This window comes from Candidatus Limimorpha avicola (genome assembly GCF_056978975.1).
Genome location: NZ_DBMCYK010000003.1, coordinates 168,378 through 189,772, shown reverse-complemented (window position 1 = coordinate 189,772; position 21,395 = coordinate 168,378). Strand labels below are relative to the sequence as shown.

Here is a 21,395-nt window from a genome sequence, read left to right as displayed (position 1 = left end):
GGAAAATTGGATACTTTCGATACTGTCCCAAAAAGTGTGTAAAATTCAAAGTTTAATATTTTTGTAGTAGTTAAATTTTTTAAAAAACAAAACATGAATTTCACACAAGAGCAAAGATACGAAATCATTGAAAAGATAATCAAAGAAGGAAAAGGAATAGAAGAAATACTGAAAAATGAGTCTTGAGATACTGATGAAGGCAGAAAGGAAAAGAATATGAAGATACTGTTTTTATTACTCTTTATTCATTGATTATCAATCTAAAAATATAATAACAACTTTTTTGTAACTAAAAATTCATTAAAAAAATATACTTTTTGATTTCAAAAACTAATCTTCTGATTTTTTTGTTTAATTTTGCAAAATTTAGCATACTTCTTGTATATAAATGTAGCATTAAAAAAGTAAGGTATGAAACCATTTTTTGGAAAGAAGGACGTTGCATCAAGAAAAAAAAGAATTGCAATCGCATTGCTGGTCATTATAGCGGTTGTCGTTGTGTATGTAATAATATCTCGTAAGCCAGCCCCTCAACCGGAACCTCCTGTAGTGGAAATAGAACCTGTAATAGAAGATGATGTTGAGATTTATGGAGAATATGTGGGGAGAATTCGTGCTCAGCAATTTGTTGAAGTTCATGCACGTGTAGAAGGTTATTTGGAACAGATGCTTTTTGAGGAAGGAACCTATGTTACTAAAAATCAAGTCCTTTTTGTGATAAATCAGGACCAATATAAAGCAAAGGTTGACAAGGTCCGTGCTCAGTTAAAGAAAGATGAAGCTCAGGCTCAAAAGGCAAAACGTGATTTGGAACGTTTGCGCCCTCTGTATGAACAAAATGCAGCCAGTCAGTTGGACTTAGACAATGCCGTTGCGGCTTATGAGACTGCTGAGGCTTCTGTTGCAATGAGTAAGGCAGATCTCTATCAGGCAGAACAGGAATTAGGTTATACTATAGTGCGTTCTCCTTTATCAGGTCATATCAGCGAACGCCACGTTGACCTCGGTACTCTCGTTGGTACAGGCGGGAAATCGTTGCTTGCTACCATAGTGAAAAGCGATACTGTTTTGGTGGATTTCAGCATGACGGCTTTAGATTATCTGAAAAGTAAAGAAAGAAATGTAAATTTGGGTGTAAAGGATTCTACTCGCTCATGGCAACCCAACATCTCCATAACATTGGCAGACAATACTGTATATCCGTTCAAAGGGTATGTCGATTTTGCAGAACCTCAGGTGGACCCTCTTACTGGAACTTTCTCTGTACGTGCCGAGATGCCTAATCCTAACCGAGTGCTGTTGCCTGGACAGTTTACTAAGGTAAAACTGTTGTTGGATGTAAGAGAAAATGCTACCGTGGTACCTTTGAAATCTGTCATGATCGAAAAAGGTGGCGCTTATATTTATGTCATTCGTAGAGATACTACTGTGGAACGACGTTTTATTGAACTTGGACCTGAATTTCAAAACTATGTCGTTGTAGAAAGAGGTCTTGGTCCTAAAGAATATATAGTTTCCGAAGGGTATCATAAATTGAGTCCGGGAATGAAAGTCAAATTGAGTTCGACAGAACAGGACGGCAATTAAAATCTTCATGCATTATGAAAGTGAGTTTTTTTATAGACAGACCTGTCTTTTCGATAGTTATTTCCATATTGATAGTGATAGTTGGTATCATAGGTCTTACCATGTTGCCTATCGACCAGTATCCACAGATTACTCCTCCTGTCGTTAAGGTTAGTGCTTCGTATCCCGGAGCGAGTGCTTTGACAGTGTCGCAGGCTGTTGCAACTCCTATTGAACAGGAGTTGAATGGAACACCGGGCATGCTTTATATGGAATCCAATAGTTCCAATTCCGGAGGCTTTTCTGCAACTATTACATTTGACATTTCTGCCGACCCGGATTTGGCAGCGGTGGAGATACAGAATCGTATTAAATTGGCAGAATCGCGTCTCCCGGCTGAAGTGGTCCAAAATGGTATCTCTGTGGAAAAACAGGCTGCCAGCCAGTTGATGACTATATGTCTTACTTCTACTGACCCTAAATTTGATGAGATATATCTAAGTAACTTCGCTACACTTAATGTACTTGACCTGATTCGTCGTATCCCCGGTGTTGGACGTGTCTCTAATATTGGTAGCCGTTATTATGCTATGCAGATATGGGTGCAGCCGGATAAATTGGCAAGTTTCGGTCTTACTGTGGCAGACTTACAGACTGCCTTGAAAGACCAGAATCGTGAATCTGCAGCCGGCGTCTTGGGACAGCAGCCTGTCACAGGTCTCGATGTCACAATACCAATTACAACCCAGGGCAGGTTGTCAACGGCAAGCCAATTTGAAGAGATAGTGGTTCGCGCCAATCCTGATGGGTCAATAATACGGTTGCGTGATGTGGCTCGTATCTCACTGGAAGCATCCTCATATAATACTGAGAGTAATATCAATGGAGAGAATGCCGCTGTCTTGGCAATCTATATGCTGCCCGGCGCCAATGCAATGGAAGTCGCAAAAAGAGTCAAGGAGGAAATGGAGGAAATCAGCAAGAACTTTCCTGACGATATGCATTATGAAATACCTTTTGACATGACAACTTATATCTCAGAGTCTATTCATGAAGTATATAAGACATTGTTCGAGGCTTTGTTCCTGGTTATTGTCGTGGTATTCCTTTCTTTGCAGAGCTGGCGAGCTACTGTGATTCCATTAATAGCTGTTCCTATTTCTCTTATAGGTACTTTCGGTTTTATGTTGATATTCGGATTCTCACTAAATATTCTTACGTTGCTTGGTCTCGTTCTCGCTATCGGAATTGTTGTGGATGATGCCATTGTGGTTGTGGAAAATGTCGAACGTATCATGGAGAAGGAGAACTTGTCGCCTTATGAGGCAACTAAAAAAGCTATGGATGGATTGACAAGTGCTATCATTGCAACTTCGTTAGTCTTGGCAGCCGTTTTTGTGCCAGTGAGTTTCTTGGCAGGTATCACCGGGCAGCTTTACCGTCAGTTTACAATCACTATTGTGGTGTCTGTTTTACTTTCTACGGTAGTGGCTCTCACATTGAGTCCTGTGATGTGTTCTTTGATAATGAAACCAAAGGACCCTAAAAAGAAGAGTAATATTGTCTTTCGCTATATCAATGCCTGGCTTCATATAGGCAATAAAAAATATATTGTAATTATTTCGCGATTGATTAAGAATCCTCGAAGAGTACTGACATCTTTCGGAGTCGTTATCATAGCTATCATTTTTATAAACAGATTACTTCCCGGCAGTTTCTTACCTGTTGAAGACCAGGGATATTTTAAAGTTGAACTGGAATTGCCTGAGGGAGCTACATTGGAACGTACACGAAAAGTTACAGAAAGAGCAGTAGATTATTTAATGGAAAATCCTTCCGTAGAATACGTACAAAGTGTTGCTGGTACCAGCTCTCGTGTGGGTAATAGCCAGGCAAGAAGCGAATTGACGGTAATATTGAAACCATGGGACGATAGAGATACTCAATCTATAGACGATATTATGGCTCAGGTGAAAAAAGACCTTGAGCAATATCCGGAATGTAAGGTGTATCTTTCCACTCCTCCCGTGATACCCGGATTGGGAACTTCCGGTGGCTTTGAAATGCAATTGGAGGCTCGTGGAGATGCTACATTCGACAATTTGATACAGGCGACAGATACTTTGTTGTATTACGCATCGCAACGTAAAGAAATATCCGACTTGTCGTCTTCATTGCAGGCTGAAATACCGCAACTTTATTTCGATGTTGATCGTGACAAGGTGAAATTTGCAGGTGTGCCGTTGGCAGATGTCTTTTCGACAATGAAAGCTTATACCGGCTCTGTTTATGTTAACGATTTCAATATGTTTAATAGAATATATAGGGTTTATATTCAGGCGGAGGCTCCTTATCGTGAACATAAGGAGAACATCAACCTGTTTTTTGTCAAAGGTATAAATAATGCCATGATTCCTCTTACTTCTCTTGGAACTACATCTTATACTACAGGTCCGGGCAGTATCAAACGTTTTAACATGTTCAATAGTGCTGTTATTCATGGATCTGCATCAGAAGGATATAGTTCAGGACAGGCAATGCGAATCATGGAGCAAATTGCCGAAGAACATCTACCGGATAACATAGGTGTGGAATGGAGTGGCCTTTCTTATCAGGAAAAACAGGCAGGTGGTAAAACTGCAATGATTTTAACTTTGGTATTCTTGTTCGTTTTCCTCTTCCTTGCGGCTCTTTATGAGAGTTGGTCTATTCCTATTGCGGTATTGCTTTCTCTTCCGGTTGCTGCCTTGGGAGCCTATCTCGGCGTGTGGTTTTGCGGGTTGGAAAACGATGTATATTTCCAGATTGGATTGGTGATGTTGATAGGTATGGCTGCAAAAAATGCTATTCTTATCGTTGAATTTGCAAAGGTGCAGGTTGACAATGGTGTGGACGTTGTGAAAGCAGCCTTGAACGCCTCTCAGCTTCGTTTCCGTCCTATTTTGATGACTTCTCTCGCTTTTATTTTGGGAATGTTGCCCATGGTAATAGCTTCCGGTCCGGGCTCGGCAAGCAGACAGGCAATAGGAACAGGCGTGTTCTTCGGAATGATAGCTGCCGTGACAGTGGGCATCTTGCTCGTGCCGTTTTTCTTCGTATTGATTTATAAAATGAAAGCAAAAGTTAATAAAATTAAAAAGTGATATGAAACGATATATATTCTGCCTGTTGTGTGGTTTGATATTTTTTATCACCTCGTGTCAGATTGGAAAGAAATACTCTCGTCCTCAACTTGATATACCTTATCGTATGACTGACTCACTGCAGAAAGATACTTTGACTATTGCCGACATGAAATGGTGGGAGATTTATACCGACACGACTTTGCAATCATTGATAAGAAAAACATTAGTCAATAATAAAGACCTGAAAATAGCTGCTGCGAAAGTAAATGAACTTGCTGCATTGAAACGTATAAGTTATGCTAAATTCCTTCCTCAGGTTAATGGACAGGTTTATGTGGACCAGGAGGCAGAAAACTATGGAGGCGATAATTATGATTCGGAAAATAGTTTTGAGATCAAAGGACTTGTCTCTTGGGAGATAGACCTTTGGGGCAATCTGCGTTGGGCTAAGGATGAAAGTGTTGCCAAATATCTCTCCGGCGTTGAGGCCCAAAGAGCATTACAACTTAGCATTATAGCTGAGGTCGCCCAATCTTATTTCGAACTTGTAGCTTTGGATAATGAGTTGTCTATTGTAAGACAGACCTTGGAAGCCAGAAAAGAAGGCGTGCGTCTGGCAAAGATACGTTTTGAAGGTGGTCTTACTTCTGAAACTTCATATCAGCAGGCTCAGGTGGAATATGCCCGTACAGCAACACTTGTACCTGACCTTGAACGAAGTATTTCGTTGAAAGAAAATGAGATAGCTTTTCTTGCAGGAGAGTATCCCTATAGAATACAAAGAGCTGTGTTGCCGGAAAATGTAAATCTGCCAGAGGGTTTGCCTGTGGGCTTGCCGTCTGATCTGTTGGAAAGACGTCCTGATATCAGAAAGGCTGAACAGGACTTGATCGCTGCAAATGCTGCCGTAGGCATAGCTTATACCAATATGTTTCCTCGACTCGCTCTGACGGCACATCTCGGCGTGGAAAGTTTGGAATTGGAAGACGTGATACGCTCGCCTTATCATTTCGTAAGCGCCAATCTGTTGGCTCCTCTCTTCGCACTCGGTAAAAATCGTGCCATACTGAAAGCAGAAAGACTTGCGTATGAGCAATCTTGTTACAGCTACGAGAAAACTGTCCTCTCGGCATTTATTGATGTACGCAATGCTATAGTGAATTTCAACAAGATAAAGGATATTTATGAGGCTCGTTTTGAATTGGAACAAGCTGCCAAGGTTAATGTGGAACTAGCCCAGTTGCAATATATCAACGGAGTTATCGATTACCTCGATCTTTTGGATGCACAACGTGGATATTTTGATGCACAGATAGGATTAAGCAATGCCATACGCGACAAACAGATATCTTTGATACAATTGTATAAGGCTTTAGGAGGTGGCTGGTAATAGCATATTTGGTATTGAAATAATACTGAAAGATGTTGATCTCAAAAACAATTGAGATGGCGTTTAAATCTTATAATATAAATTGACAAAGATGGGAATATTTGAATTCTGCATCCACTGAGAATTACAATTAATTGTAATATTGATAAAAAGAAATTGTGTCTTTTCCCATCTTGAAAAGAGGGACCTATGAACAACTCATTAAATGTGTTGTCAAGAACGACCTTGTATATCGATTTAAGGACAAATGTTATTCCTGAATTTTATATTTCTCAGTTTTTTACTGGGTAACAATGATATAATATAACAATTTACAATATGTTATGTACATATAAAAAAGGCGAGTTACCCCGCCTTGAATGTTTTCACAACGGAATAATCCTTATTGTGAATTGCTTAAAATTTGTAGTGCAAATATACATAATTTTTATTTTTGAAGTTGAAAAAACATTAATATATGAAAAAAATTTTAGGTTTAGACCTTGGTACAAATAGTATCGGGTGGGCAGTATTAACAGTAGATGAAGAATCTGTTAAAAAGATAGATGCTATAGGAAGTCGTATAATTCCAATGGATGCGACTGTTTTAAATGACTTTGATAAAGGAAATTCTATTTCTCAGACGAAATATAGAACGGAAAAAAGAGGAATGCGTCGGTTACGAGAACGTAAGCTTCTTCGTAGAGAGAGATTGCTGCGAGTATTGCATATTCTTGGTTTTTTACCAAAACATTTTGATGTTCAAATTGGATTTGATGAAAATGATAATAAAACATTTGGTAAGTTTATAAATTATGATGAGCCAAAGATAGCATGGCATAAAAGTGTGAATGGGAATTACGAATTTATATTTCAAGATTCATTTGAAGAAATGTTATCTGATTTTAAACAACATCAACCTGATATGGTTGCTAATGGTAAAAAAGTTCCTTACGATTGGACTATTTATTTTTTACGAAAAAAAGCGCTTTCGGAGAGAATAAGTAAGGCTGAATTGGCTTGGATACTCTTATCTTTCAATCAGAAAAGGGGGTACTTTCAGTTTCGTGGCGAAGTTGATGATAATATTGATGATGACTTTTTTATTATTAGCTCTGAAGTATTAGAGGTAAATCGGTTAGAAAAAGACAAAAAAAATGACAAATATTGGTATGAAGTTCTATTAGAAAATAATCGTAAATATACAGCTTCATTTATTAATGATATCAGTGTTTGGAAAGGTGGTATAAGAGAATTTCTTGTTAAAACCAAGAAAATGAAAGATGGAAATATCAAGGAAGAAATATACTATATGCCTACTTTTGATGAAATAGAACAAATGAGTGAAGAACAAAAGAATAAGATATATACTAAGATAAAACTGAAAACAGAAAAAACGATAAGCGAATCCGGTAAAACTGTCGGTACTTATATTTATGACAATCTGTTAAAGCTTCCTGACCAAAAAATACGAGGGAAACTTATAAGAACTATAGATCGTAAATACTATTATGAAGAATTAAAAGCTATACTAAAAAAACAGATGGAATTTCACAAGGAACTGTCAGACCAAAATTTATACGAACAATGCATTCATGCGTTATACATAAATAATGTGGATTATCGCAACAGCATTACTAACCGAGATTTTTCCTATTTATTACTTGATAATATTATTTTTTACCAAAGACCCTTGAAAAGTAAAAAATCTTTGATAAGTAATTGTCCCTATGAAGAAAGAGTCTATTTACATCCTCAAACAAAAGAATATATCTGTACTCCTATAAAATGTATTGCTAAATCGCATCCTGTTTTTCAGGAATTTAGATTATGGCAATTTATATCTAATTTACGGATATATGAAATTGAAAAAGAGAAAGATGTAACTCATGAGTTTTTGCCGTCAGTGGAAGAATATGTCAAATTATTTACATGGTTGAATGATAAAAGCAACGGAAAAATTAATCAAAAAGATTTATTTACTAACTATTTCAAGAAAGGTATGGCATATAGGTGGAATTATGTTGAAGATAAAGATTATCCATGTAATGAAACTCGTTCTACCTTAATTAAATATCTGTCTGTTGCACATTTAAAAAATGGCACACAAGTACTCGAAACAATTGGACACAATATATATCAAAGTGAAATAAATGCTTTAAAACATACATTAGATAAGACATGTGATGATAAGAAAAAGGAAAAAATGTTGAGTTTGCTAAAAGATAAAGAAAAAGCGTATCAATTGGCAAAACAAGATACATTATTTATACAACAAAAGGCAGAAGAGGCCTTGTGGCATATATTGTATTCCATAGAAACAGAAACGGAATTAAAAAAAGGGCTTAAAAAGTTTGCTGAAAAACACAGTTTATCAGAAAATTTTGTTTCAGCCTTTATGACTATTCCTCCTTTCAAGAAAGAATATGGTTCTTATTCGGAGAAGGCAATAAAACGTTTGTTGCCTCTTATGCGCATTGGTAAATATTGGTCAGAAAAAAGTATTGATAATAAAACAAATGAACGAATTGATAAAATTATTACAGGCGAATGTGATGAAACAATTCGTAATCGTGTGCGTGAAAAAGCTATTAATTTGCGTCAAAAATCAGATTTTCAAAATTTGCCGTTATGGTTGGCTTGTTATATTGTGTACAATCGTTATAGTGAAGTAAAAGAAATTTGTAAATGGGAAAATCCTGAAGATATAGATAATTATTTAAAATATCATTTTAAACAGCATTCTTTGCGTAATCCAATCGTGGAACAAGTTATAAAGGAAACTTTGTTAACTGTTAGAGATATTTGGAAAAGTATTGGACAAATAGATGAAATACATTTGGAATTAGGACGCGAAATGAAGAATCCTGCTGATAAGCGTAAAATAATGACAAAAAATATTTTGGAAAATGAAAAAACAAATTTACGAATTAAAGCAATGTTGTCGGAGTTTTATGATTTGCCTGACTTCAAAGATGAAAAAGGTAAAAATACAATACGTCCTTATTCTCCAAGTCAACAGGATATTTTACGTTTATATGAAGAATTTGCTTTGTCAAATCTAAAAAAAGATGATGTAGAATATGACTTTATTACAGGAATTTTAAAGAAAAATCAACCATCCAAAACTGATATTATTCGATATAAATGTTGGTTGGAACAAAAATATCAATCTCCATATACAGGAAAAGTAATTCCTTTGGGAAAATTATTTACCTCGGCATACGAAATTGAACATATTATTCCTCAGTCTCGCTATTTTGATGATTCGTTTAGTAATAAAGTAATTTGTGAAGTCGAAGTAAATAAACTTAAAGATAATATGCTTGGCTATGAATTTATTAAAAAACATCATGGAGAAAAAGTAACATTATCTGAAGGTAGGGGTGTTGTTGAGATTTTGTCGGTCCAAAAATATGAAGAATTCGTAACAAAATGTTACTCAAGTAGTCAAGCCAGAATAAAGAAACAGAAATTACTTATGGAAGATATTCCGGATAAGTTTATTGAACGCCAACTTAACGATACTCGTTACATTAGTAAATATATAAAATGTTTGTTATCTAATATTGTTCGAGGGAAAGATGTAAATGGAGAATATGAACAAGAAGCAACATCGAAAAATTTGATTTCTTGTTCTGGAAGTATTACTGATCGTTTGAAAAAAGATTGGGGTCTGAATGATGTTTGGAATAGAATTATTCTTCCTCGTTTTGAACGAATGAACGATATTACGGGTAAAGATTGTTTTACAACTTTAAATCGACAAGGGCATAAGATTCCTAATATGCCATTGGAACTCCAAGAAGGATTTAATAAAAAGCGTATTGACCATCGTCACCATGCAATGGATGCTTTGGTAATAGCTTGTACTACTCGTGATCATGTTAATCTTTTGAACAATGAAGCTGCTAAATCTAAAAACATGGATATGCGTTATCAATTGTCGCATAAATTACGAAAATATGAGAAAGAAATTATTAATGGTGAAGAACGAAATGTTCCTAAAGAGTTTAAAAAACCATGGGAAACATTTACTCAAGATGCTTATGATGCTTTGAAAAAAGTAGTAGTTAGTTTTAAACAAGATTTACGAGTTATAAATAAACCAATAAATTATTATGAACATTTTGAGAATGGTAAAAAGGTATTAAAAAAACAATTAGATGGAAACAGTTGGTCTATTCGAAAATCATTGCACAAGGATACTGTTTTTGGGGAGGTGAATTTACGATTGAAGAAAACTGTTAAATTAAAAGATGTACTGAAAACTCCGAAATCAATAGTTGAAAGAGAATTAAAGAATAAGATTTTGGAGTTGTTGTCTTTGAATTATACAGAGAAACAAATCGAAAATTATTTTAAGGATAATAAAGATATTTGGAACGATATAAATTTAAATAATATAGATATATACTATTTTACAAAAGAGAAAAATAGGTGTTTTGCCACCAGAAAAGATCTCATTACAGTATTGAGTGATTTTAAAAACATTGTTAAGGCGAAAAATGAAGAAGAAAAAAAGAAGTTTGAAAAGAAAAATAGAGCTATAATTGAATCAATAACAGATGAAAGTATTCAGAAGATATTAATGGCACACTTGGCTGCTAACAATAATGATTCTCAAGTGGCTTTTTCAGCTGAGGGTATTGATGAAATGAATAGAAATATTGTTTGTTTGAATAATGGAAAATTTCATAAGCCAATAAAGAGGGTTCGTGTTTATGAACAATCTGAAATAAAATTTTCTGTGGGACAAAATGGAAGTAAAGCTTATAAATTTGTTGAAGCTGATAAAGGAACAAATTTGTTTTTTGTAGTTTGTCAAAAAGAGGTATATGATAAAGAGTCCGGTGTTGAGAAAAAAGTTCGTGAATTTACAACAATACCTCTTAGGATGGTAATAAACTGCCAAAAGAATTATGGAAAAAATTGGCAATGGCAATTTGAAACGTTTTTAAAAAAAGAAAAAATTATCAAACAAGATAGTCATTTGTTATTTGTTCTATCACCAAATGACTTGGTTTATGTTCCTACTGAAAAACAAATTCAGAATGGGATTTTTACAATAGATAGAGAACATATTTATATTGTAAATGATTTTAATGATAGTACAATTTATTTTCGTCCAGTAAATTTTGAAAAAGCTATAGCAGAAGGAGAGGTTGATTTAAGATTTGATAAAGATAAGATGAGGAATATTGGTTCATATTCACATAAAACAGCAACTTTTGATGGTGTTTTAATTAAAACAATTTGTGTTCCTCTTGTTATTGACAGATTGGGTAATGTGTCTTTAAAGAAGTTTTAATTTATGATTAAACGTACGTTATATTTTGGTAATCCTTCATATCTGTCTTTGAATAGCGAACAATTGGTAATAAGATTGCCGGATATAGAAAAAAACGATATGTTGGGACAATGCCTTGTGCAAACGATTCCAATAGAGGATATTGGTGTAATGGTTTTGGATAACAAGCAAATTACTTTGACACAAGGATTATTGGAAAAATTGCTCGAAAATAATTGTTCCGTAATAACTTGCGACAGCAGCCATCTGCCTGTTGGTTTATTGTTGCCTATTGATGGTAATACTGTTCAAAGTGAAAGGTTCAGGAAACAAATAGATGCTTCTTTGCCATTGAAAAAACAATTATGGCAACAGACTGTCAAAGCAAAGATTATCAATCAAGCAATATTGCTGCAGAAAATAACTGGTAAAAAGGTGTTGAATATGATCAGGTTGGCGGAAAATGTGAGAAGTGGAGATGCAGACAATATGGAGGCTCGTGCTGCTGTATATTATTGGAAACATGTTTTTCCTGATATTGAAGACTTTTATAGAGATAGAAACGGGGTTCCACCAAATAACATGTTAAATTATGGTTATGCTATTTTGCGTGCTGTGGTGGCACGAGCGTTGGTTTCAAGTGGACTATTGCCAACATTAGGTATTCATCATCATAACAGATATAATGCTTATTGTCTTGCTGATGATATAATGGAACCATATAGACCTTATGTTGATGAATTGGTAATAAATATAATGAACGAATTTGATGATATCGGAGAGTTGACTAAAAATATAAAAGCAAAATTGTTGGGTGTTCCGGTTTTAGATGTAAAGATTAATAACCGTAGAAGTCCATTAATGGTTGCTGTGCAGCAGACTGCTGTTTCACTGGTGCGCTGTTTTGCCGGTGAGTTGAAAAGAATTGTTTATCCGGGAATGTGATGTATAATAGATTCAATGAATACAGAATAATGTGGGTCCTTGTTTTTTTTGATTTGCCGACAGAAACTAAGAAGGATAAAAAATCTGCTTCAGAGTTTAGAAAAAAACTTGTTAAAGATGGATTTACAATGTTTCAGTATTCAATGTATGTCAGACATTGTGCAAGTATGGAAAATGCAGATGTGCATATTAAAAGGGTTAAATCAAGTTTACCGGATTATGGGGATGTGGGTATTATGTGTATTACTGATAAACAGTTTGGAAATATTGAGTTGTTTAGTTGCAGAAAAGAGAAGTCTGTAAATGCACCTGGACAACAACTGGAATTATTTTAATGATAAAAATGGTAACAGATAAAAAATCCGGTTTAGAAAAACCGGATTTTTTTAATTCGAAAACAATACTTAATTTACTGTATTTTAGTATTTTACGTAGGGTCAGTTGTTTTCGACCCTACAAATATACAAATTTTAAAGCAATTCACAACCACTTCTTCATATTTACTTTCACAACTATTGTTGTTTTCGACCCTACAAATATACAAATTTTAAAGCAATTCACAACCGAGAACTGTTCTATTCTATATGTATTTAGCTTGTTTTCTACCCTGCAATACAGATCTTCATTACAGTCCGATAGAAATGTTTACTTTCCCTAAAAGTTAGGATTGTATTTTAGTTTTGTTACCGCAATCTGATAAAAAAAGCTGACCTTGTTATAAAGTCAGCCGTAATTTTATATTTTTTGATTTTTCAGGATGTCAATGATGTGTTACGAATATTTAAAAAGTGGAGGATGCTCTTGCACGGACGATTGGTGGCTGCAATTTGTTACACATACAAGGCTCCTCCACATAAATCTTATGATTAGTAAAATCATTCTTATGTAGATTATACAATTGCCCTGTTTATGAAAACTGCCACATTTTCGCTCTCGGCAATATATTGTAGTTACTACAACACAGCAAAATTAATGATATTATTCAAATATGCAAGGATTTTTTGTAAAATTTTTCATTGATGTACAATAAAAATCATTTTATATAATAGATAATCACTCGAGACAGCAATGCTATTTAGTTGTGAAAAACATATTGTATTTCTTTGGGATCCAACAAAAATGATAAATTACTTGAATATCGATATGAAGTCATAACATAAACTTTTTACATGATTTGTGAGCATATAATTTTTTTCAAACGTTATAAATGAATTTGAAAACTTTGTCGGGCAGTAATGGTTTGAAATAATGAAGTGATTACCGTAATTATTCATGTAATGATATAAAAAAAGTGTGTAAATCGGGTGGCCCCTTTTTACACACTAAAGATTTATGAAAAAATAATTATTCGACTTTGACATTATCCATACCTACTTGTATGGCTTTCATGTTCAAAGGAATAAGTTTGTGAGCACGTTCCGGCAATGAATGTTCAAGACCTTTTTCAACGTTAGCCATATCGATGATAGGTTTTATTTTGAGAAGAGCACCGAGTATAACCATGTTGAATACTTTGGCATTGCCCATGTCTGATGCCAACTGAGCACCTTCTATTGTGTAGATGCTGATGTCTTTACGAGTTGGTTTATGAGTTATGCCGTTAGGGTCGTAAATCAGTACGCCGCCGGGTTTTACTTTGCTTTCGAATTTGTCGAGTGACTGTTGATTGAGTATCACGGCTGTGTCAAAAGCGTTGATGATAGGGGAGCATACACGTTCATCGCTTACGATGACAGTAACGTTAGCTGTACCGCCACGCATTTCCGGACCGTATGAAGGCATCCAGCTGACTTCTTTGTCTTGCATGATACCGCTATAAGCAAGGATCTTACCCATTGATAAAACACCTTGTCCGCCGAAACCGGCTATGATAATTTCTTCTGTCATTGTTTTAAGATTTTAATTATTTTTTTACAAGCTCTCCGTCAACTTTAATATCACCGAGTGGATAAAATGGCAACATATTTTCTACTAACCATTTGTTGGCTTCTACAGGACTCATCTTCCAGTTCGAGTTACAGTTGGATACGATCTCAACGAAGTTGACACCGCTCTTGCCGTGAATCTGGTTTTCAAAAGCTTTCTTAATGGCTTGTTTTGCCTTGCGAACCATTGCAGGTGAATATACAGCCTGACGTGTCACATATTTTGTTCCGGGGAGTTGAGCTACAAGTTCTGTTATTCTCAAAGGATAACCGTTGTTTGGCAGGCCATCGAAGCCGGCACCCTGTGGCAATGTGGCTTTACGTCCGTACGGCGTAGTGGCTGTCTTCATGCCTTCGAGTGTGGTAGGAGCCATCTGTCCGCCGGTCATGCCGTATATGCCGTTGTTAACAAATATCATAGTGATGTTCTCTCCACGATTACATGTGTGTATCGTCTCGCATGTTCCAATGGCAGCGAGGTCACCGTCGCCTTGATAAGTAAAGACAACCTTATTCGGCCATACACGTTTTATTCCTGTTGCCAACGCCGGAGCACGACCGTGTGCCGCCTCTTGAAAGTCAACATCAAAATAATCGTATGCCATAACGGCGCAACCTACCGGAGCTACACCTATGGTGTCTTCATCAATTCCGAGTTCTTCTATCACTTCTGCAATCAGACGATGTATGGTGCCGTGACCGCAACCGGGACAATAGTGAAACGGCTTCTCAGTCAATAATTTTGATTTCTGATAGACTAAGTTCTCCGGTTTGATTATATCTTTTACTGTGATTTCTGACATGATCTTATTCTCCTATAATTTGTTTTTTCATTGCTTCGAGAACCTCTTCAGGTGTATGGATTATGCCGCCTACACGACCGAAGTGCTCGGCTTTAACACGACCGTTAACAGCCAGTCTGACATCTTCTATCATCTGACCGCAACTTAATTCCACTGACAAGAAGCCTTTGACACCATTGTCGATGAGTGCCTGAATGGCCTTTGTAGGATAAGGATATAATGTTATAGGACGGAGTAAACCGACTTTCAAACCTTCTTCACGTCCCAACTGTACTGATTTCTGTGCTATTCTTGCGCTTGAACCGTATGCTACGAATACATATTCGGCATCTTCGCAGTTAATCTCTTCAAAACGTACTTCGTTGGCTTCTACTTGTCTGTATTTCTCTTGAAGGTGGCGATTATGAGCCTCCATTCTGTTGGAATCCAAATCTAATGATGTTATGATACGATGAGGAGTACCTCTTTTGCGGCCTGTCGTTGCCCAAGGATATTTCTCTTTAATCTCTTCGTCTGTCATACGAGGTCTTTGGTCTGCCAAAACTACTTTTTCCATCATCTGACCTATGGCGCCGTCTGAGAGTATGCAACATGCCATGCGGTATTTGAATGCCAAATCGAATCCCAATGCCACGAAGTCTGCCATTTCCTGTACTGATGCCGGTGCTAAAACTATGTTTTTGTAGTCACCGTGGCCACCGCCTTTACAAGCCTGGAAATAGTCGGCTTGTGATGGTTGTATTGTTCCCAATCCCGGGCCGCCACGTACCACATCGGCATAAAGACATGGAATCTCGGCTCCTGCTATATAAGTAAGACCTTCTTGTTTCAAACTGACACCCGGACTCGATGATGATGTCATGACTCTTTTTCCGGCTGCTCCGGCAGCATATACCATGTTGATGGCTGCCAATTCACTCTCTGCTTGAAGAACGACCATTCCGGTACGCTCGTAAGGGTTCTGTTCCGAGAGATATTCAATCACTTCAGACTGTGGAGTGATAGGATATCCGAAATAAGCATCACAACCGTAGCGTATTGCTGCTTCGGCGAGTGCTTCGTTACCCTTCATCAGTTTTAATTCTCCCATTATTGTTAATTTTAAATTGTTAGACAATGATTTGATTAAAGTTTGACCTTATATACGGATATTACTCCGTCAGGACATACAACGCCGCAACTCGCGCAGCCGATACACTTGTCGGGTTCTTCCATATAAGCGTAATTGTAACCCTTTCCGTTAACTTCTTTAGCTAAACCGATGACACCGCATGGACAGTTTACGACACATACGCCGCAACCTTTACAACGTTCAGTATCAACTAAAATAGCTCCTTTGAAACTTGCCATAATTTTTATTTTTTAGGTTATTTATGTAATATCTTTTCTTTATTCAAAAACGCACAAATTTACACTTTTTTTATTTATAATTTTAAAAAACGTAGAAATTTATGCTCTTAACATTAGATTTTAAAAATATGAAAATCTATCATTTATTTATAGGATGATCTTTGGCAAACAAGGCGAGTCGCTCTGCCAATACAGGTATCTCTTCTCTTTGTATCAATGAGGTACAGGCTCTGATGCCCTGTCTTGTGCTCCCGGTGATATCCAATGATATTGCTGAAATACCGTAATACAACATTTCTTCGAGTAATTCGGCTCCTCCGAATCCAGGATATCCGTATGTGAAGTAAAAACCGTCTGCTATAGGCTCTCCCAAATCATGATCATATACAATCTCGAACCCGTTTGCTATGAAGGCTTCTTTCATTAACTTGGCTTTTTTACCGTATTCTATCACATCGTCGCGGAAATTGTATTCTCCGTCATTGACAGATTTCAGAATACCCCACAATGCATATTGCGCCGAATGAGATGTTCCCGAACTTAACGGATATATGGTACCATAAATCATGGTATATCCGAATTTTGTCGAACTGTAATATCGTTTTAAGTCAGGATATTCACGCTCTGCGAGTTTGTCGCCTATCACCATCATGGCAATACGCTCACCGGCATAACTGAAAGCTTTTGAACTGGATATCAATAATATGTAATTGTCGGTATATTTGGCAACAGAGGGTTGGAATGGTGCGACGCCCGGATGACTGTAGTCTTTGCGGAAATCCATGCCGAAATAGGCGAGGTCTTCCATGATGATGACATCGTATTTGGTCGCAAGTTCACCTATTATTTTCAATTCTTCATCGGTAAAACATACCCATGATGGATTGTTGGGGTTGGAATACAATACTGAATGTATTTTTCCTGTCTTGAATATACTTTCCAATTTGTCGCGCAACTTCTCTCCGCGGTATTCGTAAACGTCGAATGTCTCCATCGGAATGCCCAATACCTTGTTTTGCAACTTGTGAACGTTGAAGCCAGGGTCGATGAACAATGTAGTGGTTTTTTCTTTGTTGACTCTGCTGCATGTCAGGAAACTTGCAAAAGCACCTTGCATGGAACCTACTGTGGGAATACAGTTTTTGGGGTTTACATCTATATCAATGAAATTTTTTACGAATCTTGATATCTCCTGTTTCAATTTTGGCATGCCTTCAATGTCGGGATATAGTGAGGCGATACCTTTTTGCAACGACTCGATCTGTGCTTCAACACCTTTTTGTGCAGGCGGGAGCCCCGGAATACCCATCTCCATGCGCACGAACTTGACTTTACTTGCGTTTTCCAGATTATCTACAAGCTTCTTGATTTCTCTGATAGAAGCTTTCCCAATATTGGGTAATCCACTGTCCTTAAACACTTTCTGTGCGATTTCTTTTGCTACAATGTTATATTCCATATAAATATTTGTTTATTAATTAATGACTTATGCTATTTCTAAATTCGCTTCAAAGTTAGACAAATTTTGTTAATCTGCAAAATCTTTCTTAAACTTTTCAATGAAAATTGAATAATGTTAAACTATCTGTTTTGTATATGAGTCATTTAATCTTTATAAATGACATGTTTGAACAAGTTTTTTTGTTTAAATTAAGATTGTTAAGATGTTTTTGATTTTTGCAAGCTTCATAGATATTTTTGATGTGGTATTAAACTATGCTTTGTTTTTTATGTATGTTTATATGTTCTTAATGTTGAGGCGAATTGTTATATTGAATTATTATTTTATTTAATATTGAATTATGATAAAAAATATATGTAAATAAAATTATTGTCGTAATGTTATAAAGTGTTTTCAAATAAACGATATGCGAAACGAGTTGATGTTGAAATGGTTTTCAAACATCCTGATAGTAATTTTGACAGTGCGGACAATTGTGCTGTTTTATTTGGTAATTACCAAATGATATGTGAGTTCTTGGATTGTTATCTTATGTTTTTGATATAAATTTGGAAATAAAACATGAATGACGAAAAACCAGGTTTAATAAATTGAAGATTATTGTAAATGATTGTTTTAAGGGAAGTGGGACGTACTGGACTCGAACCAGTGACCTCTGCCGTGTGAAGGCAGCGCTCTAAACCAACTGGGCTAACGTCCCGATTTCAATAAAAAAACGCCTTCTGGCGTCGCGTGGGGCGAACAAGGATCGAACTTGTGACCTCATGCCTGTCAAGCATGCGCTCTAAACCAACTGAGCTACCGTCCCATTTTGCGGTGCAAAGATACAAACTTTTTTTATTGATACAAGCCTTTTTGTTATTTTTTTTATTATTTTTGGACTTTATAAAAATAAATGTTATGAAAAGACTCAAGTGTTTATTATTCATAATGTTCCTGATTCCGGGAATGTTAAATGTCAAAGCTCAGGAAAAGAAAAACCTTACTTTGTCCGATATTTATGAACGTCCTACTTTCGTTTACAAGAGAGTTAGAGGTATGGAATCTATGAAAGACGGCGATACATACGCCGCAATAGAAAAAGGTGAATTTAATGTTTACAGTTACAAAACCGGTAAAAAAGTCAAGACATTGTTCAATTTTGGCGACCTCGTGCTTCCCGGTGAGACTGACCCTCTCCCGGTTATGAATTATACTCTTAGTGATGACGAGTCTAAGGTGCTTCTTATGACTGATTATAATCCTATATATCGTCATTCCTTTACCGCCGATTATTATGTTTATGATTTGACAACAAAGGAGTTGTTCCCTCTTTCAGATGGAGGCAGTCAACGTCTTGCCACTTTCTCTCCCGATGCTTCAAAAGTAGCTTTTATGAGGGATAATAATTTGTTTATTAAGGATTTGGTTACAAAAGAAGAGACTCAGTTTACGTTCGATGGGCTATATAACCATATTATTAATGGTGCTCCGGACTGGGTCTATGAGGAGGAGTTCGGCTTTGCCCAGGGCTTCTTCTGGTCTCCCGACAACATGAAAATAGCATTCTATCGTTTCGATGAGTCCAATGTCAAAGAGTTTCAGATGGAGATATTCGACAATCTTTATCCTGACTGGTATTCTTTCAAATATCCCAAGGCTGGTGAAGACAACTCCATAGTGGAAGTTTATGTCTATGATTTGTCAAGCAAAAAGACCATAAAGATGGATACTGGCGAAGAGACGGATATATATATCCCGCGCATGAAATGGACCAAAGATCCTGATATCCTTGCCATTCAACGTCTTAATCGTCATCAGAATCATCTCGAGATTCTTGCTGCCAACGCTTCTACAGGTCAGACTACAGTGTTCTATGACGAAACGAATCCTTATTATATTGATGTTACCGACAACTGGACTTTCCTTGAAGACGGGAAATCCTTCTTGATGACAAGTGAAGCCGACGGGTATAATCATATTTATCTTTATGATTTAAAAGGAAATATGATAAAACAACTTACATCCGGCAATTGGGATGTTACCGAGGTGTATGGTTATGATAAGAAAAACAACGAGGTTTATTTCCAGGCTGCCAAAAATTCTCCTGTTGACCGTCAGATTTATGCTGTCAATCTAAAAGGTAAAATGAGAACTGTAGTTGATAAAGTGGGAACCAATGATGCCAGATTCAGCAATAATTTCAAATATTTTATCAATGTCAATTCATCGGCTTCACAACCGCCGCAATATGCTTTGTATGACAGCAAGGGCAAGATGTTGAAGATGTTGGAGGACAATGCTGAATTTGCAGAAAGAATGAAAGAATATAATTTGTCGGAAAAGACATTTTTCAAAATCAGCGATTCGGCATTTGTCATGCCGGACGGTACTCCTGTCGAAATAGATGCATGGCAGATTTTACCTCCGGATTTCGACCCTCAGAAGAAATATCCTGTCCTTATTTATGTTTATGGAGGTCCGGGTTATCAGACCGTGTTGAACTCATGGGGCAACAGCGATTATGATTGGCTGCAACTTCTTGCTCAGCATGGTATCATCTCTGTATCTATTAATAATAGAGGTAGCGGAGCTCAGGGACAAGAATTCAAAAAGATGACATACCAACAGTTGGGAAAATATGAAACGGAAGATATGATTACTTTGGCAAAATATATGGCGAAGCAACCGTACGTCAATGCAGATAAGATAGGTATTTATGGCTGGAGTTATGGCGGTTATATGGCTACTTCGGGAATTACCAAAGGTGCTGATGTCATAAGTACTGCTGTGGCAGTGGCTCCCGTGACAAACTGGCGCTATTATGATAATATCTATACGGAACGTTTTATGCGTACTCCGGAAGAGAATCCTTCAGGTTATGATGATAATTCTCCGATTAATTTTGTCGATAGAATAAAAGGTAATTATTTGTTGTGCCATGGCAGCGGCGATGATAACGTGCATTATCAGAATGCTATGGAACTTATCAAAGCTCTCGTTTCTGCAAACAAACAATTCGATTTGATGATTTATCCTAACAAGAACCACGGTATTTATGGCAATTATGGCAAGGGTGGAGAATGCAGGATACATTTATATACTAAAATCAATAACTTCCTGTTCGAGCATCTCTTGGGAGAATGATGTTTTTTGAGTCGAAAGTTATTTAAACGAAACAGCTCCGGAAAGTTTTTTGCTCTTCGGAGCTGTTTTGTTATATGCTGTATTTTACAGAAATCTCATTTAATGACATAAAAAAAGATTTCTATTATAGAAATCTTTAAAATGATGTTATTAAAAAAATATTGTGGAAACTACTGGGGTCGAACCAGTGACCTCCTGCTTGTAAGGCAGGCGCTCTGAACCAACTGAGCTAAGCTTCCGATAGGCAAAGAACTTGTTCCGTTTTTGCGTTTGCAAAGATACATGTTATTTTGATATGAACAAATAAAAAAGACATTTTTTTAAAGAAAAAATGGTGTGGCTTGACAATCATGGTTTTAAATGACATACAATAATAAAACTCCGATGATGTATGTTGTTGTCATCGGGATTTTATTGTTACAATGGAGTGTTCA

12 protein-coding genes and 3 tRNA genes are annotated in these 21,395 nt (G+C 36.5%); 7 read left to right on the top strand and 8 right to left on the bottom strand.

Going from position 1 to position 21,395, the window contains the following annotated elements; translation table 11 throughout:
- Window positions 1–411: 411 nt before the first annotated feature.
- From ACZOVS_RS02845 to cas2, 6 genes are all read left to right on the top strand, one after another.
- Window positions 412–1,587 (top strand): efflux RND transporter periplasmic adaptor subunit, encoded by a 1,176-nt coding sequence (locus ACZOVS_RS02845; protein WP_483995722.1) that lies wholly within the window; start codon window positions 412–414, stop codon window positions 1,585–1,587.
- 14 nt (window positions 1,588–1,601) lie between these two features.
- A complete protein-coding gene (locus tag ACZOVS_RS02840; RefSeq protein ID WP_483995721.1) occupies window positions 1,602–4,709 on the top strand; it encodes an efflux RND transporter permease subunit in 3,108 nt (1,035 codons plus the stop codon).
- A gap of 1 nt (window position 4,710) precedes the next feature.
- On the top strand, window positions 4,711–6,081 hold the full coding sequence (locus tag ACZOVS_RS02835) for an efflux transporter outer membrane subunit (RefSeq protein WP_483995720.1): 1,371 nt from the start codon (window positions 4,711–4,713) through the stop codon (window positions 6,079–6,081).
- A 457-nt stretch (window positions 6,082–6,538) separates the two neighbouring features.
- Entirely contained in the window at window positions 6,539–11,371 is a 4,833-nt protein-coding gene (cas9, locus tag ACZOVS_RS02830; protein WP_483995719.1) for a type II CRISPR RNA-guided endonuclease Cas9, read from the top strand.
- Between the two features lie 3 nt (window positions 11,372–11,374).
- On the top strand, window positions 11,375–12,295 hold the full coding sequence (gene cas1 / locus ACZOVS_RS02825; protein ID WP_483995718.1) for a type II CRISPR-associated endonuclease Cas1: 921 nt from the start codon (window positions 11,375–11,377) through the stop codon (window positions 12,293–12,295).
- A complete protein-coding gene (gene cas2 / locus ACZOVS_RS02820; RefSeq protein ID WP_483995717.1) occupies window positions 12,295–12,630 on the top strand; it encodes a CRISPR-associated endonuclease Cas2 in 336 nt (111 codons plus the stop codon). The genes cas1 and cas2 overlap by 1 nt, the downstream gene beginning before the upstream one ends.
- Window positions 12,631–13,639: 1,009 nt before the next feature.
- Here the strand turns inward: cas2 and ACZOVS_RS02815 are convergent.
- The 7 genes from ACZOVS_RS02815 to ACZOVS_RS02785 all read right to left on the bottom strand — a co-directional run bounded on the left by ACZOVS_RS02815 (window position 13,640) and on the right by ACZOVS_RS02785 (window position 18,643).
- The gene (locus tag ACZOVS_RS02815; RefSeq protein ID WP_483995716.1) at window positions 13,640–14,182 is read right to left on the bottom strand and encodes a 2-oxoacid:acceptor oxidoreductase family protein; all 543 of its coding nucleotides are present in this window, start codon (window positions 14,180–14,182) and stop codon (window positions 13,640–13,642) included.
- A gap of 16 nt (window positions 14,183–14,198) precedes the next feature.
- Complete coding sequence (locus tag ACZOVS_RS02810; protein WP_483995723.1) at window positions 14,199–15,014, bottom strand: thiamine pyrophosphate-dependent enzyme; 816 nt, start codon at window positions 15,012–15,014, stop codon at window positions 14,199–14,201.
- A gap of 13 nt (window positions 15,015–15,027) precedes the next feature.
- On the bottom strand, window positions 15,028–16,113 hold the full coding sequence (locus tag ACZOVS_RS02805) for a 3-methyl-2-oxobutanoate dehydrogenase subunit VorB (RefSeq protein ID WP_483995715.1): 1,086 nt from the start codon (window positions 16,111–16,113) through the stop codon (window positions 15,028–15,030).
- Window positions 16,114–16,148: 35 nt separating this feature from the next.
- Window positions 16,149–16,373: a 4Fe-4S binding protein gene (locus ACZOVS_RS02800; RefSeq protein WP_483995714.1), complete on the bottom strand. Its 225-nt coding sequence runs from the start codon at window positions 16,371–16,373 to the stop codon at window positions 16,149–16,151.
- 139 nt (window positions 16,374–16,512) lie between these two features.
- A complete protein-coding gene (locus ACZOVS_RS02795; RefSeq protein ID WP_483995713.1) occupies window positions 16,513–17,832 on the bottom strand; it encodes an aminotransferase class I/II-fold pyridoxal phosphate-dependent enzyme in 1,320 nt (439 codons plus the stop codon).
- A 628-nt stretch (window positions 17,833–18,460) separates the two neighbouring features.
- Window positions 18,461–18,535, bottom strand: a tRNA-Val gene (locus tag ACZOVS_RS02790).
- 33 nt (window positions 18,536–18,568) lie between these two features.
- A tRNA-Val gene (locus ACZOVS_RS02785) sits at window positions 18,569–18,643 on the bottom strand.
- Window positions 18,644–18,735: 92 nt separating this feature from the next.
- Between ACZOVS_RS02785 and ACZOVS_RS02780 the strand changes: the two genes are divergently transcribed.
- Complete coding sequence (locus tag ACZOVS_RS02780) at window positions 18,736–20,961, top strand: S9 family peptidase (RefSeq protein WP_483995712.1); 2,226 nt, start codon at window positions 18,736–18,738, stop codon at window positions 20,959–20,961.
- 164 nt (window positions 20,962–21,125) lie between these two features.
- Here ACZOVS_RS02780 and ACZOVS_RS02775 read toward each other — a convergent pair.
- Window positions 21,126–21,200, bottom strand: a tRNA-Val gene (locus ACZOVS_RS02775).
- Window positions 21,201–21,395 lie beyond the last annotated feature (195 nt).